General features: G+C 72.0%; 10 protein-coding genes. 5 read left to right on the forward strand and 5 right to left on the reverse strand.

Annotated elements, in window-relative coordinates; translation table 11 throughout:
• Positions 1-28: 28 nt before the first annotated feature.
• Positions 29-394 carry a multidrug efflux SMR transporter gene (locus DEI89_RS16355; protein ID WP_110905125.1) on the reverse strand — a complete coding sequence of 122 codons (366 nt, stop codon included), beginning with the start codon at positions 392-394 and terminating at the stop codon, positions 29-31.
• The gene (locus DEI89_RS16360) at positions 394-708 is read right to left on the reverse strand and encodes a multidrug efflux SMR transporter (protein WP_110905126.1); all 315 of its coding nucleotides are present in this window, start codon (positions 706-708) and stop codon (positions 394-396) included. The genes DEI89_RS16355 and DEI89_RS16360 overlap by 1 nt, the downstream gene beginning before the upstream one ends.
• Positions 709-798: 90 nt before the next feature.
• On the opposite strand from DEI89_RS16360, the gene DEI89_RS16365 reads away from it, so the two are divergent.
• From DEI89_RS16365 to DEI89_RS16380, 4 genes are all read left to right on the forward strand, one after another.
• Complete coding sequence (locus DEI89_RS16365) at positions 799-1377, forward strand: TetR/AcrR family transcriptional regulator (RefSeq protein ID WP_110905127.1); 579 nt, start codon at positions 799-801, stop codon at positions 1375-1377.
• Positions 1378-1545: 168 nt separating this feature from the next.
• Positions 1546-2565, forward strand: coding sequence for a permease (locus DEI89_RS16370; RefSeq protein ID WP_110905128.1), 1020 nt, complete (start codon positions 1546-1548; stop codon positions 2563-2565).
• On the forward strand, positions 2552-3385 hold the full coding sequence (locus DEI89_RS16375; RefSeq protein WP_110905129.1) for a TIGR03943 family putative permease subunit: 834 nt from the start codon (positions 2552-2554) through the stop codon (positions 3383-3385). The genes DEI89_RS16370 and DEI89_RS16375 overlap by 14 nt, the downstream gene beginning before the upstream one ends.
• Positions 3375-4799 (forward strand): hypothetical protein, encoded by a 1425-nt coding sequence (locus tag DEI89_RS16380; RefSeq protein WP_110905130.1) that lies wholly within the window; start codon positions 3375-3377, stop codon positions 4797-4799. Before DEI89_RS16375 ends, DEI89_RS16380 begins: the two co-directional genes overlap by 11 nt.
• Before the next feature lie 42 nt (positions 4800-4841).
• Here the strand turns inward: DEI89_RS16380 and DEI89_RS16385 are convergent, their stop codons facing one another.
• The 3 genes from DEI89_RS16385 to DEI89_RS16395 form a co-directional block, all read right to left on the reverse strand.
• Positions 4842-5804, reverse strand: coding sequence for an AraC family transcriptional regulator (locus tag DEI89_RS16385; RefSeq protein WP_110905131.1), 963 nt, complete (start codon positions 5802-5804; stop codon positions 4842-4844).
• 245 nt (positions 5805-6049) lie between these two features.
• The gene (locus DEI89_RS16390; RefSeq protein ID WP_110905132.1) at positions 6050-7096 is read right to left on the reverse strand and encodes an NAD(P)-dependent alcohol dehydrogenase; all 1047 of its coding nucleotides are present in this window, start codon (positions 7094-7096) and stop codon (positions 6050-6052) included.
• Between the two features lie 152 nt (positions 7097-7248).
• A complete protein-coding gene (locus DEI89_RS16395) occupies positions 7249-8247 on the reverse strand; it encodes a LacI family DNA-binding transcriptional regulator (RefSeq protein ID WP_220033203.1) in 999 nt (332 codons plus the stop codon).
• A gap of 167 nt (positions 8248-8414) precedes the next feature.
• Here DEI89_RS16395 and DEI89_RS16400 point away from each other — a divergent pair, with 167 nt between their 5' ends.
• Entirely contained in the window at positions 8415-14330 is a 5916-nt protein-coding gene (locus tag DEI89_RS16400) for a GH92 family glycosyl hydrolase (RefSeq protein WP_110905133.1), read from the forward strand.
• Positions 14331-14441: the final 111 nt, after the last annotated feature.

Genomic DNA, 14441 nt, shown 5'->3' on the forward strand with positions numbered 1-14441 from the left:
GCGCCGGACGTCCCGGAAGCCGCGCGGGTCAGCGCCGGACGTCCCGAGGGCCGGCGGGACGTGCGGGGTGCGCGGGGCGTGCGGGCACGAGCTTGAGGCCGACGACGCAGCCGACGATGCCCGCGATGAACAGCAGGCGGAGCAAGGTGACCGGCTCCGCACCGGTCGCCATGCCCCAGAGCACCGTGAGCGCCGCTCCGGTGCCGGTCCAGACGGCGTACGCGGTGCTGATCGGGATGCGCTTGACCACGTACCCGAACGCACCCAGGCTCAGCACGATGGTGACGGCGAAGACGAGCGTCGGCCCCGGGCGGGTGAAGCCGTCGCTGGCCCCGAGTGCGGTGGCCCAGACGGTCTCGAACGCGGCGCTGACGAACAGCACGACCCAGGGCATCAGCTGACCACCTTGAGTCCGACGACGCACGCGACCAGACCGAGGACCAGGCCGATGCGGGCGAGCGACGCGGCCTCCTGCTTGCGCAGGACCGCGACGACGACCGTCAGCGAAGCGCCGATCCCCACCCACACCGCGTAGGCGGTGCCGACCGGGATCTCCTTCATGGCGAACGCGAGCCCGACCATGCTCAGGCCCATGCCGGCGACGAAGACGATCGTCGGCACTACCCGTTTGAACCCGTTCGACGCCCCGAGCGCGGTGGCCCAGACGGCCTCGAGCACGCCCGACAGCACCAGGACGACCCATGCCATGGAGTTCCTCCGATCCGAAGTCGTACGACTGTGCGACTTGCTGACGCCCAGTTCTAGCACGAAGTCGTACGAGCGTGCGAGCATGAGTGCATGTCGCGCAGCATCGACCTCGAGGAACGCCGTCGCGCCGTGTCCGCGGCCGCTTGTCGGGTCCTCGCCCGGGACGGCCTCGGCGCCCTGTCCGTCCGGAACGTCGCCGCCGAGGCCGGACTGCCCCCGAGCACCGTCCGCTACGCGTTCCCGACCCAGGCGAGCGTCCGGGAGCACGCGATCGTCTCGGTGTTCGACCGGACCAGGGAGCGCATCGAGGCGATCCCCACGGACCTGCCGCCCCGCGAGTGGGTGCGGGCCGTCCTCGTCGAGCTGTTGCCCCTCGACGTCGAGCGCGTGATCGAGCTCGACGTGTACCTGGCCCTCGGGAACGCGGCGCTGACGGACGCCGAGCTCCGGCCGACGCTCGACCGCGTCGTCGTCGAGATGCGCGAGTGGTGCGAACGCGTCCTCGGCGTACTCGGGGTGCCCGAAGCCGACCGCGAGTACGAGGCCTGCCGACTGCACGCGCTGCTCGACGGCCTCGCGATGCACGTCGCCCGGCTCGCGCCGGACGAATCCGGTGACTGGGCGATCGACGTCCTCGACCGACACGTCGACGGAGTCGCCCGGGTCTGACCGGGGGAAGCCGGACCGGGGGAGGCCTGACCGGCGGAGGCCCGGCCCCGCCCTGCCGGACCGGCCCCGGCCTGCCGGACAGGCCCCGGCCTGCCGGACCGGCGCCGACCCGCCGGGGGCAGGACGAGCCTCCAGGTCGGCGACGCCGACGCCCCGTATCCTGTCCGGGTGACGAGCACCTCCGCGCGCCCCGTCACGACGCGCCCGCGCAGCCTCACCGGCCCCGGTCTGGTCCTCGCCGCCGTCGTGGCGCTCCTCGCCGTCCGCGTGCTCTCGCCGGCCGTCGGGACCGCGGGCCTGCCGGACGTCGTGCAGGACTTCCTGACGCTCGCCATCAGCGTCGTCGTCGAGTCGCTGCCGTTCGTGGTCCTGGGCATCGTGCTGTCGATCGTCGTCGAGGTCTGGGTCCCGCACGGGGTCCTCGAACGGATCCTGCCGACGCGGCCGATGCCCCGGCGTGCGGTCATCTCGCTGATCGGCATGCTGTTCCCGGTCTGCGAGTGCGGCAACGTCCCGCTGGCCCGCGGGCTCATGCTCCGCGGGTTCACCCCGGCCGAGGCGGTCACGTTCCTCGTCGCCGCACCGATCCTCAACCCGCTCGTCATCATCAGCACCGCCCAGGCGTTCGGCTGGTCGGGGTGGATCCTGCCCGCGCGGATCGTCGGCGGGTTCGTCGTCGCGAACCTGGTCGGGTGGATCGTCGCCGCGCACCGCCGCCCGGCGGACCTGCTCCTGCCCGCCTTCGAGGCCCGCTGCCGCGCGGCCGTCGGCGCCCCGCCGGTCCGCGACCGGTGGCGTGAGAGCGCGTCGCACTTCGGGGGCGAGACCGCGACGATGATGCCGGCCCTGTTCGTCGGCGCCGGGCTGGCCGCGGCGATCCAGGTCGCGGTGCCGCGGAGCGCCCTGGTCGCGGTCGGGTCGAACCCGGTGCTGTCGGTGCTCGCGATGATGCTCCTGGCGATGACGGTGTCGCTGTGCTCGAACGTCGACGCCTTCTTCGCGCTGTCCTTCGCGTCGACGTTCCTGCCCGGGTCGATCACCGCCTTCCTGATCATCGGGCCGATCATCGACGTGAAGATGATCGCCCTGCTCCGCACGACGTTCCGCGCGCGCTTCCTGGTGCTGCTCGCCGTCGTCTGCGTCCTGTTCGCCGCGACCGTCGGGTTGGTGATGAATGTCCTCGTCTGACCGCAGCCCGGCCGGGCACGAGCACGGTGCCGCCGCCAGTCACGCGGACCGCACCGCGACGCGGCGGGCACTGCTCGGCCTCGGGTCCGTCCTGGCCGTCGCCCTCGGCACGCTCTGGCTGGGGCTCGCCGACCACCTCGACCTCTACATCAACCCCCGGTACGCCGTATTCACGCTGGTGCTCGCGGCCGTCGCGGTGCCCGCATCGGTCGCCGGCCTCGTCGTGGTCGCCCGCCACGGCGGCCACGCCCACGACGGGGACCCGGAACCCCGGCCGGGAGGCGGTGGTCGCCTCCTGCACGTCGTCCTCGGCTCGGTCGCGGCGCTCGTCACGATCGGCACCGTCGTCGCGATGCTCGTCCTGCCTCCGACGACCCTCTCCGCGCGGACCGCGCAGCAGCGGAGCGTGGGGTCGGCCTCGCTGTCCGACGCGACGGGTGCCGGGGCGCCGGTGTCGCTCCTCGGCAGCGAGTCGGTCGACACCTCGGGCTACGGCGTGAAGGACTGGGCAGCGCTCATCCGGCAGAGCACCGACACGACGGCGCTCGTCGGCCGCGAACTCACCCTCACCGGCTTCGTCGTGCCCGGCTCGGACGGCACGTTCACGCTGACCCGGTTCGTCGTCAGCTGCTGCGCGGTCGACGCCCAGCCCGTCGGTATCGGCGTCACGACCGACGGCGCACCACCGCCGGAGAACCAGTGGGTCCGGGTCGAGGGCGCCCTCGCCGCGAACCCGGACACGTCCTCGGACGCCCGGCTCGTCATCCGCGCCGCGACGGTCACCCGTGTCGGCCAGCCCTCGGACCCGTATGAGTACTGACGCCGAGCCGGGTGCCGTCCGCCCGCGACGTCCGGTCACCCACCGCTTCCGCCGTCGGTTCCTGGCCGTGGTGGTCGTCCTGGCCGTCGTCGCCGCGCTCGCCGCCGTGGTCGGTTCGCAGCAGGGCCCCCGGCTGCGGTCGGTGTCGTACGACGCCGGCGACCTGGTCACCCGGCCCGCCCAGCGCGTGATCCTCACCGCGAACCAGGCCGTGCAGCGGGTCCCGGCGTCGGCGGTCCGCGTCAGTCCCGCGGCACCGTTCTCGGTCACCTCGAGCGGCAACACGGTCGCCGTGGAGTTCGCCGGCCCGCTCGGGTACGACCGCGACTACACGCTGACGGTCCGCGGCGTCCGCGCCCCGGGGCAGGCGGCCGCCTCGGAGCTCCGCACCACGATCCGCACCGGCAGCACCGACGTCCTCGCCGTGCTGCCCGGCGGGAACGGCGACCCGGACCGGATCATCCGCCGGGACCTCGGCGCCGCCGGCACCCGCACCGTGTACCGCGCGTCGGGGATCGCGGAGTACGCGGTCCTCGCCCGGTCCCTGGTCGTGCTCCGGAACGACACGTCGGGCCACTCGGCGATCGACATCGTGCCGCTCGCCGGTGGCGTCCAGGACCCCGCGGTCCCCGTCGAACGGCTGTCGATGCCGAGCCCGGTCGGGACGGCGAAGGCCCTGCACGCAGCCGACGACGGCGCCTCGTTCGGGTTCGTCTACGCGGACACGTCCTCCGGTCGGTCCGAGGACGTCGGCCTGTACGACGTCGACCTGACGGGCACGCACCAACCGGAGCCGGTCGGGCCGGACGGCCGACCGGCGGTCGGGGCGACACCGCTCTCGGTCGCCCAGTGGGCCTACGTGCCGCGCACCGAGAGCGCCCTCGTCCGGACGGGCGCCGACGACCTGGTGCTCGTCGACATGGGCGGCCGCAACGAAGCCGTCCGACTGGGCTCCGCGACGTACCTGCACGGCTTCGTCGGCTCCGGCACGACCGCCGTCGTCGAGACCGGCACCGGGATCGTGCAGCTCGACCTCACGGACGGCGACCGGACCCCGCTGCCCACCCCGACGGCGAGCACCGATCAGCCCTACCTCGGACGCATCGCGCCGCTCGCCGAGGGGCGGTACCTGCGGCTCGTCGGCTCGACCCGCGACGACGGCACCCTGGCGGCCCGCATCGTGCGGGTGGACGGGGCACGGGCCTCCCGGCTGGCGGTGACCATCCCCGACGACGCGAGCGTCACCGCGGTCTGTCCGTCACCGAACGGCCAGTTCGCCGCGGTGGCGATACGTTCCGCCGACGGCGCGCTGGTCAGCGTCGTGGACACCACGTCGGGTGCACTCCAGGCTTCCCTGGCCGGCACCGCGATCGACTGGTGCACCGCGCTGCCGACGGGCGACGAGGTCGGCTGAACGCCGGACCCGGGCCGACCGGGGACCCGAACGCGTGGTCTCTCACTTCCGCAGCGTCTGCCGCGGGTACTCGCCGAATCGCCGCAGGTACTCGCCCGAGAACCGTCCCATGTGCGTGAAGCCCCAGCGTGAGGCGATGTCCGCCACCGACGCAGTTCCCGGCTCGGCGGCCACCAGGTCGTCGTGGACCTGGCGCAGCCGGACCTCGCGGAGGTAGTTCATCGGCGTGCGGTCGAGCGTCCGCTGGAACGACTCCTGCAGGGCACGGACACTGAGGTCGGCGGCACGGGCGATGTCCGACACGCTCAGCGGTTCCCCGGCGTGCTCGTGCAGGAACTCCACCGCAGCCCGGAGCCGGGCGTTGCGGCGCTCGCCGTAGCCGTCCGGTTGGGCTTCGCCGTGGAACTGGTACAGGCCGAACAGGGACCGGACGACCTCGCGCTGCGCCTCGTGCCATGCCAGCGACGAGGAGCCCTCGGTGCGGAGTGCCCGGACGGCGCCGGCGACCGAGCGGCGCCAAGCCTCGACGGCGGCACCGGTGGGTGGGGTGGAGCGGTCGAAGTCGAGCGTGCCGTCGACCAGGTACCGCTCGGCGGCCACGTCGAGCACCAGGTCGCGGTCGAGGTGGACCAGTCGCTGGTCCCAGTCCTCGTACTCCATCTCGAACCGGCGTTCGATCGGGAACAACGCGGGGACGCCGGGCTCCATCCTGACCTCGTCGCGGCCGACGTCCACGCGCGCCCGGCCGGCGTCGATCCACTGGACGACGACCTCGCCCTCGACGGCGACGTCGCCGCGCAGGTACCCGTGCATCTGGGACCGGCGGATGCTCATCCGGTCGTCACCGACGCCGACGTACTTGTACCAGTAGTCGCGGTCGACGGGAGATGAGTACCAGGACCGGCCGGCGTACATGCCGGCGAGGTCCTGGATGGCGCCACCGGTGTCGTTGCCCGACACGGCGACGATGGCACCGGTGGGCGCCGAGGTCTCCGGATTGGTCATGTCCCCACCATCCTCCGGTCGGCGGTCGGGCGCGAGCCGTCCGGCGTGGTGTGGTCGCGGGACGGCGCTCCGCGGACCATGGCACGCGGATGTCGAGGTCGCGGTCAGGTTCGCGGCCGGATCGGCGGACGGCGAGGTGGAGCCGGGTGGACGACGGAACGGGAGGCCCGTCACCAGCTGGTGACGGGCCTCCCGTTCCGGTGCGGACCGGCCGTCGACGTGCGGGACGACGACGGCGCGGGTCGTTACGCGAGCGTCGCGGCGTCGATGACGAAGCGGTAGCGGACGTCCGAGGAGAGGACGCGCTCGTAGGCCTCGTTGACCTGGTCGGCGCTGATGAGCTCGGTCTCCGGCAGGATGCCGTGCTCGGCGCAGAAGTCGAGCATCTCCTGGGTCTCGCGGATGCCACCGATGGACGAGCCCGCCCAGCTGCGGCGGCCCGGCAGGAGCGCGAATGCGGGGACCTGGAGCGGCTCGGACGGGGCGCCCACGTTCACCATCGTGCCGTCGACCTTGAGCAGGCTGAGGTGCGCGCCCATGTCGATCGTCGCCGAGACGGTGTTGATGATGAGGTCGAACGACCCCTTGAGCTTCTCGAACGTCTCCGGGTCCTTCGTCGCGTAGTGGGCCTTCGCACCGAACTTCAGCGAGTCCGCCTGCTTCGAGGTGGTCTGCGACAGGACGGTGACCTCGGCGCCGAGCGCCGCGGCGATCTTGACGCCCATGTGACCGAGGCCGCCGAGGCCGACGATCGCGACCTGCATGCCGGGGCCGGCGTTCCAGTGGTGCAGCGGCGAGTACAGCGTGATGCCGGCGCAGAGCAGCGGGGCGACCTTCTCGATGTCGAGCGACTCCGGGACGCGGAGGACGAAGTCCTGGTCGACGACGACGGCCTGGGAGTAGCCGCCCTGGGTGATCGTGCCGTCGGCGCGGTCGACGGATGCGTAGGTCCCGGTGTTGCCCTTCAAGCAGTACTGCTCCTGGCCGACGAGGCACTGCTCGCACTCGCCGCAGGAGTTGACCATGCAGCCGACGCCGACCAGGTCGCCGACGGCGTACTTCGTGACGTCCGAACCGACCTCGGTGACGTGACCGACGATCTCGTGGCCGACGACCTGCGGGTACTGGATGGGGCCCCACTCGCCGCGGACGGTGTGGATGTCGGAGTGGCAGATGCCGGCGTAGGCGATGTCGATCATGACGTCGCCGGGCAGGAGGTCGCGGCGCTCGATGGTGGTCTTGACGAGCGGTTCGGTCGCGGACGGTGCCGCGTACGCGTTGACGGTGCGCAAGGGTCTCCTCGTGGGGTGGGTTGCGGGCCGGGTGCGGCCCACCGTCGATCCTGCTCCGGTTGTGCGACAGGTGACAGGTACGGCTGGGACACCCTTCGGGTTGCCCGGGCAGGCGTGGCGTGCTGCCGCGCCGGTGCTCGGACGGGGTGCGGTCAGCGTGGCGTGCTGCTCGACGCCCGGACGACGAGCCGGACCGGGAGGACGTGGTGCCGTGGGGGACCGTCGTCCCCGGCGATGCGGGCGAGGAGCTCTCCGGCCCCGACGCGACCCATCGCCTCCGGTTCGTGCGCGATGACACTGATGCCGAGCACGTCGGCGAGCTCGAAGTCGTCGAACCCGACCAGGGCCGGCCGGTCCGGGCGGTCGGCGTAGGCCCGCAGGGCTCCGGTCGTGATGCGGTTGTTCGTCGTCACGACGGCGGTCGGGGGTTCAGGGCTCTCGACGAGGCTCACCGCGGACCGGGACGCCTCGTCGAGGTCGTGGGAGTCGCTGCGGACCCAGCGTTCCCAGTCGTCGACCCCGGCGTCGCGCATCGCCTCACCGAACGCCTCGACCCGCGCGCGATGGGTCGAGAGTCGGCTGAGGTCACCGATGAGACCGATCCGCCGGTGGCCGCGTTCGAGCAGGTGTTCGACGGCGGATCGCACGCCGCCGGCGTTGTCGAGGACCACCGAGTCGACGTCGACGTCCGTGGGGGACCGGTCGAGGAACACGACCGGCGTCCCGAGCGCCCGTTCGCGCGCGAGCAGGGAGTGGTCGTCGTCGGCGGAGACCACGAGCAGACCCCCGACCCGCCGTTCGACGAGTTGTGCCACCAGTGTCCGTTCCCGGTCGGCGTCCTCGTCGGTCGACGCGGACAGCAGGCTGAGTCCGGGCGCCCGGAGTGCGTGCTCGGCTCCGCGGGCGATCCTCGAGTAGAACGGGTTCGCCACGTCTCCGGTGACGAGTCCGACCGTCGCCGAGCGTCCACCCGCACGCAGCTCGCGCGCCAGGGTGTTCGGGCGGAAGCCCAGTTCGGCGGCGGCCGCGAGCACCCGCTCGGCGGTGTCCGCAGCGACGTAGCGCTCGCCGTTCACCACCCGCGAGACCGTCTTCATGCTGACGCCGGACCGCTCGGCCACGGCGCGCAGCGTCGGTCGCTCGGTGCTCACCCGGTCATCGTACGGTTGTCCGCTTTCATGAGTGGTCCTTGACACGACTCACACCGAACGGATAGAAACGCCCAGTGTGACAACGCTGTCATGGTCGACGCGGCGTCACCTCTCCCCAACCCCGAAAGGTGACGATGTCGTCATACGGTTCCCGGCGCGGCCGGACCATGCAGCAGATCCGCGGAACAATCGGCGGGCTCGGGACCCGCGTCACCGCGATCGTCCTCGGCGCGGCGATCGCCTCGTCCGGCGCACTCCTCGGAGCGGTCCCGGCGCACGCGGCGTCCGGCCCCTTCACCACCTCGTTCGAGAGCGGTGAGACGCAGCCCCTCGCGAACACCCCGCTCACCCCGTCGACGACGGTCACCGGGTCGACGCTGCCCGTCGGCAGCCTCCTCGGCCACGTCACGGCGGTGACGGCCGACGCGGAGAACCCGCCGAACGAGGTCGCCGCGAGCCTGGCCGACGGGAACCCCGGGTCGAAGTGGCTCTCGTTCAAGAACACCGGCGTCATCACCTACCGGCTCGACCAGGCCGAGACGCTCCGGAAGTACTCGCTCACGAGCGCCAACGACGCACCCGGTCGCGACCCGAAGGCGTGGACCCTGGAGGGCTCGACCGACGGCAGCACGTGGACGACCGTCGACACACAGTCGGCGCAGTCCTTCAGTGGCCGCGGGAAGACGAACGACTACACCGCGGCGACGCCCGGCTCGTACGCCCAGTACCGCCTGCGCATCACCGAGAACAGCGGTGAGGGCATCACGCAGCTCGCCGACTGGAGCATCTCCGACGGGTCCACCACCCCGCCGCCGCCCAGCCCGATGGTCACGCAGGTCGGGAACGGCCCCGTATCCGGGCTCAACATCCGCTCCACCGTGGGCTTCAGCGGCACCAAGGCGCTCCGCTACTCGGGTGCCCACGTCGGTACCGGCGAGGCGAGCGCGACGAACGTCCTCTACGACGACGTCTCGTTGCCGATCACGACGGACAGCGAGCTCAGCTACAAGCTCTTCCCGGAGCTCGGCGGGGACACGACCTACCCGGCGACCTACGCCGCGGTCGACCTGCAGCTCTCCGACGGCTCGCTCGTCTCCGCTTCCCCGCAGGTCGTGGACGAGAACGGCAACCGCGTCTCGGCGAAGGCGCTCGGCCACGGCAAGGTCTTCTTCGTCGACCAGTGGAACTCGATCCGGGTCCCGCTCGGCGCCCTCGCCGGCAAGACCGTGACGAAGGTCCTCTTCACCTACGACGACGACGCCGCGGGCACCAGCGCCGCGACGAAGTTCCAGGGGTGGGTCGACGACATCCGGATCGACCCGCAGGCCGAGCGCATCGACGGTGCGAGCCTGACGAACTACGTCGACACCCGCCGCGGCACGAACTCGTCCGGCGGTTTCTCACGCGGCAACAACATCCCGGCGGCGGCCGTCCCGAACGGGTTCAACTTCTGGACCCCGATGACCGACGCGTCGAGCCAGTCGTGGGAGTACTCGTGGCAGTCCGACAACGACTCGGGCAACCTGCCGCGTCTGCAGGGCATCGGCATCTCGCACGAGCCGAGCCCGTGGATGGGTGACCGCAACCAGCTCGCGATCATGCCGTCGACCTCGGGCACGAACCCGGACGCCTCGCTCGGTGCCCGTGCGCTCGCGTTCGACCACAACGACGAGGTCGCCCGCCCGGACCTGTACTCCGTGAAGACGAAGTCCGGTGTGGTGGCCGAGGTCACGCCGTCCGACCACGGCGCCGTCCTCCGCTTCGCCTTCCCGGCGTCGAGCGGCAGCGTCGTGTTCGACAACGTCGGCTCGGACGAGCAGACCTCGATCACGATGAACCCGGACGGGACGGTCAGTGGCTGGACCCAGGGCGGCTCCGGCCTGTCCGTCGGCGCCACCCGGATGTTCTTCGCCGGCACGTTCGACCACGACCCGTCCAGCACCGGCACGGCAGCGGGCAACCGTTCGAGCGCCCGGTACGCGTCGTTCTCCGGCCTGACCGGCGACCACGTCGTCGAACTCCGGCTCACCACCTCGTTCATCTCGCTCGCCCAGGCCCGGCACAACGCCGACCTCGAGCTGACCGGCAAGTCCTTCGGCCAGGTCCAGCAGGCCGCTGCGTCTGCGTGGAACGACCGACTCGGTGTCGTCACCGTGCCGCAGTCCGCGGCGAGCGACTCGCAGCTGCAGGCGCTCTACGGCTCGCTCTACCGGATGAACCTCTACCCGAACTCGCAGCACGAGAACACCGGCACTGCCGGTGCCCCCGTCTGGGAACACGCCAGCCCGAACATCGCCCCGAAGGGCTCGGCGACCGCCACCACGACGAACGCCGTCGTGAAGGCCGGCAAGGTGTACGTCAACAACGGGTTCTGGGACACCTACCGCACGGTGTGGCCGCTGTACTCGATGCTGTACCCGCACGTCGCGCAGGAGCTCGTCGACGGGTTCGTGCAGCAGTACCGCGACGGTGGATGGACGCCGCGCTGGTCGTCGCCCGGCTACGCAGACCTCATGACGGGCACCAGCTCCGACGTGGCCTTCGCGACCGCGTACCTCGACGGTGCCGTGGACACGAAGACCGCGCTCGAGGCCTTCGACGCCGGCTTCCAGAACGCCACGACCGTCTCCACCGACGTCTCGGGCGCCGGCCGGAAGGCGCTCGACCAGTCCGCCTTCCTCGGCTACGTCCCGGACTCGCTCGGTGAGAGCGTCTCCTGGGGTCTCGAGGGCACCATCAACGACCACGGCCTGGCCGAGATGGCCGAGGCACTGGCGAAGGACCCGGCCACCCCGGCCGACCGCGTCGACGAGCTGACGACCGATGCCGCCTACCTGAACGACCGGGCGAAGGACTACGTCAACCTGTTCGACCAGGACGCCGGGTTCTTCCAGGGCCGCGACGCCGACGGTTCGTTCCAGGTCGCAGCCGACGAGTTCGACCCCGCCGAGTGGGGCGGTGCCTTCACCGAGACCGACGGCTGGAACTTCGCGTTCCACGCCCCGTTCGACGTGCAGGGCCTCGCCGGGCTCTACGGCGGCGACGACCAGCTCATCGCGAAGCTCAAGGAGTTCTACGCCACCCCGGAGACCGCCGAGAACGTGGGCTCCTACGGCGGCCAGATCCACGAGATGCTCGAGGCACGCTCGGTCCGCATGGGCCAGCTCGGCATGAGCAACCAGGTCTCGCACCACATCCCGTACATCGCCGCCGCCGCCGGCGACCCGTCGCTCACGCAGCAGGTCGTCCGGGAGAGCATGCGACGCCTGTTCGTCGGCAGCGACATCGGGCAGGGCTACACCGGTGACGAGGACAACGGCGAGATGTCGTCGTGGTTCGTGTTCTCCGCCCTCGGCCTCTACCCGTTGGCACAGGGCTCCGGGCAGTACACGATCGGCTCCCCGCTCTTCTCGAAGGCCACCGTGCACCTGGACGGCGGCGACCTGCACGTGAACGCGACGGGCAACAGCGCGCAGAACGTGTACGTGCAGTCGGCCTCGTTCAACGGGAAGGCCCTCGACCGAGCGGTCATCTCGCAGGCCGACGTCGCGAAGGGCGGCACGCTCGACTTCACCATGGGGTCGACCGCGTCGAACTGGGGCGCCGGCAAGACGCAGGGCGCCGAGGGCCTGGACACCCCGGCCGTGGCACCGAAGCCGCTCGTCGACGCCACGACCCCCGGGTTCGGCGCCACGACGAGTGACGACGACACCGCACTCGGCGCACTGACCGACGACGAGTCCATGACCGCGACGACCTTCCAGACCGCCACTCCGGCGATCACCTGGAAGTCGGCGCAGGGCCCCGTCACCGTCGACCAGTACACGCTGACCACCGCGGCGAAGGGCACCCAGCCCACGTCGTGGAAGCTCGAGGGCTCCAGCGACGGCACCACGTGGGTGCCGCTGTCGACGGTCGCGAAGGCGGGCTTCTCGGCACCGCTGCAGACCCGGCCGTTCACGGTCGCCCACCCCGCAGCCCTCAGCTGGTACCGCCTGTCGGTCACCGGCACGGACACCGGCAAGGCCCCGAGCATCGGCGAGTTCGAACTGCTCGCGGACAGCTCGGCGACCACCGGTGCCTTCGCGGTCAACCCCACCCCGGGGCTCACGGCGGAGGTCGGTCAGACCTTCTCCGCGGACCTCGCCGCGATCACCGGTCCGGGCACGAAGGCGTCCGACTACACGGTGACCGTCGACTGGCAGGACGGCAAGGGCCCGCAGACGGTGACGCCGACGAAGTCGGCGCTCGGCGCCTGGGAGGTCCCGGGTGAGCACGTGTTCGACACGGTCGGCGCGCACACGGTGCACGTCGTCGTGCAGTCCGGCACGGAGCAGGCGAGCACCGACGTCCCGGTGACGGTCGCGCGGACCGCACCGAGCCTCCAGGGCGCATTCGACAACGTCTGCCTCGGTGACCCGGGCCAGGCCGCGAACTGCGACTTCGGGGGCCGCGGGTTCTCGCGGTCGTCGCTCGCCGCGGACGGGTTCGTGCAGGGCCAGGCCAACGCCGTGACGGGCACCGACCTGACGTTCGACCTGCCGGCCGTCGCACCCGGTGAGCCGGACAACGCGACCGGCGATGGGCAGACCATCCCGGTCCCGACCGGGAACGGCATCACGGAGCTCTCCGTGATCGGCACCGCCAACGAGCACGATCAGCAGACCGTCGGCACGATCACCTACGCCGACGGGTCCACCGACGCCTTCCCGATCGCCTTCGGCGACTGGGCAGGTTCGGTCGGCGCACCGAAGTTCGGGAACACGCTCGTCGCGACGAGCGACCACCGCACGATCGGCGTCAACGGCAGGGACACCCTGAAGGCGGGCGTCTTCGCGACGGCGGTCTTCGCGGTCCCGGCCGGCAAGCAGGCGGTGTCGCTCACCCTCCCGAAGCAAGAGGGGACGCCGTCCGGCGCCGGACGCATCCACGTGTTCGCGATCGCGACGAACGGCACCCGTGTCGCCACGACGCCGCTCGCGGCGACCGCCGGTGCGACCCTGACCGGCACCGCCGGGAAGGAGGTCGCGGGCACCCTCGCGACCGCCACCGGTGGCCACGTCGGCACCGGGACCACCGCGACCGTGAACTGGGGCGACGGCACGCCGCTCGAGGACGCGACGGTGACGGTCACCGACGGCACCGCGACCGTCACCGGGAAGCACACCTACGTCGACGCCGGTGCCCGTACCGCGGTGGTCACCGTGGATGACGGGACCGGCAGCGCGGCTGTGCGGACGCCGGTCACGATCGCCGCGGCACCGGTCTGGCACACGGCGCTCAACACCTCAGCGGGTGCGGGCGTCCGGCCGGGAGGCTCGGTGCACGTCTCCGGGACCGGGTTCGAGCCCGGCGAGCAGGTCGCGGTCAGCGTGGACGGCACTGCCGTGCCGTTGACGGTGACGGCGGACGCGGCGGGGGCCCTCGCCTTCGACGTGACCGCGCCGACGACGACGGGCACCCACACGGTGTCGGCCCTCGGTGACCGGTCGGAGACCCCGGCCAATGCGACGTTCCAGGTGGTCGTCCCCGGCAACGGCAACGGCAACGGCAACGGCAACGGCAACGGCGGCGGGAACGGCGGCGGGAACGGCGGCGGGAACGGCGGCGGGAACGGCGGCGGCCACGGGTCGTGGGCACCGGCGTTCCGGCTCCTCGCCGACGCCGGCACCGAGGGCACCGTGGTCGGCTACTCGGGCAGCGGGTTCGCGCCGAACGAGCGGGTCGCCCTGACCCTGCACAGCGCCCCGATCGGCCTGGGGACCGCGACCGCGAACGCCGACGGTGTGCTCAGCGGGACCTTCACGGTGCCGTCCGCAGCGCGACCGGGCACCCACCGGGTGGAGGCCATCGGCGCGACGTCCGACGTCACGGTGAGCGCCCCCTTCCGCGTCCTCGCCCGACCGGCTGCCGACGCCGGACGCGCGCCGGCGGAGCCCGGCAACTGGGACGGTCTGGCCTGGACGGGTTCCGACGTGGACCCGGTGCGCTGGGGCCTCGTCGCCGGTGCGCTGATCGCCCTCGGTGCAGCGATCACCGCGGCCGTGGCGGTGGTGCGCCGCCGTCGGAGCAGCCTCGGCTAGCGGTCCACCGGACCGACGGGAGGCCCGGTGCCAATGAACTGGTCCCCGGATCTTGGACTGCTTAGTTGGTTCGAGATCCGGGGATGGTTCTGTTGGGTGGTAACGCGTCAT

The organism is Curtobacterium sp. MCBD17_030, assembly GCF_003224255.1.
In the GTDB taxonomy this organism is placed as follows: domain Bacteria; phylum Actinomycetota; class Actinomycetes; order Actinomycetales; family Microbacteriaceae; genus Curtobacterium.

Coding starts and splice junctions, on each gene's coding strand:
- DEI89_RS16385 (WP_110905131.1), bottom strand. CDS start 5,804: ATGACCAATCCGGAGACCTCGGCGCCCACCGGTGCCATCGTCGCCGTG.
- DEI89_RS16400 (WP_110905133.1), top strand. CDS start 8,415: ATGCAGCAGATCCGCGGAACAATCGGCGGGCTCGGGACCCGCGTCACC.
- DEI89_RS16380 (WP_110905130.1), top strand. CDS start 3,375: ATGAGTACTGACGCCGAGCCGGGTGCCGTCCGCCCGCGACGTCCGGTC.
- DEI89_RS16365 (WP_110905127.1), top strand. CDS start 799: ATGTCGCGCAGCATCGACCTCGAGGAACGCCGTCGCGCCGTGTCCGCG.
- DEI89_RS16375 (WP_110905129.1), top strand. CDS start 2,552: ATGTCCTCGTCTGACCGCAGCCCGGCCGGGCACGAGCACGGTGCCGCC.
- DEI89_RS16360 (WP_110905126.1), bottom strand. CDS start 708: ATGGCATGGGTCGTCCTGGTGCTGTCGGGCGTGCTCGAGGCCGTCTGG.
- DEI89_RS16355 (WP_110905125.1), bottom strand. CDS start 394: ATGCCCTGGGTCGTGCTGTTCGTCAGCGCCGCGTTCGAGACCGTCTGG.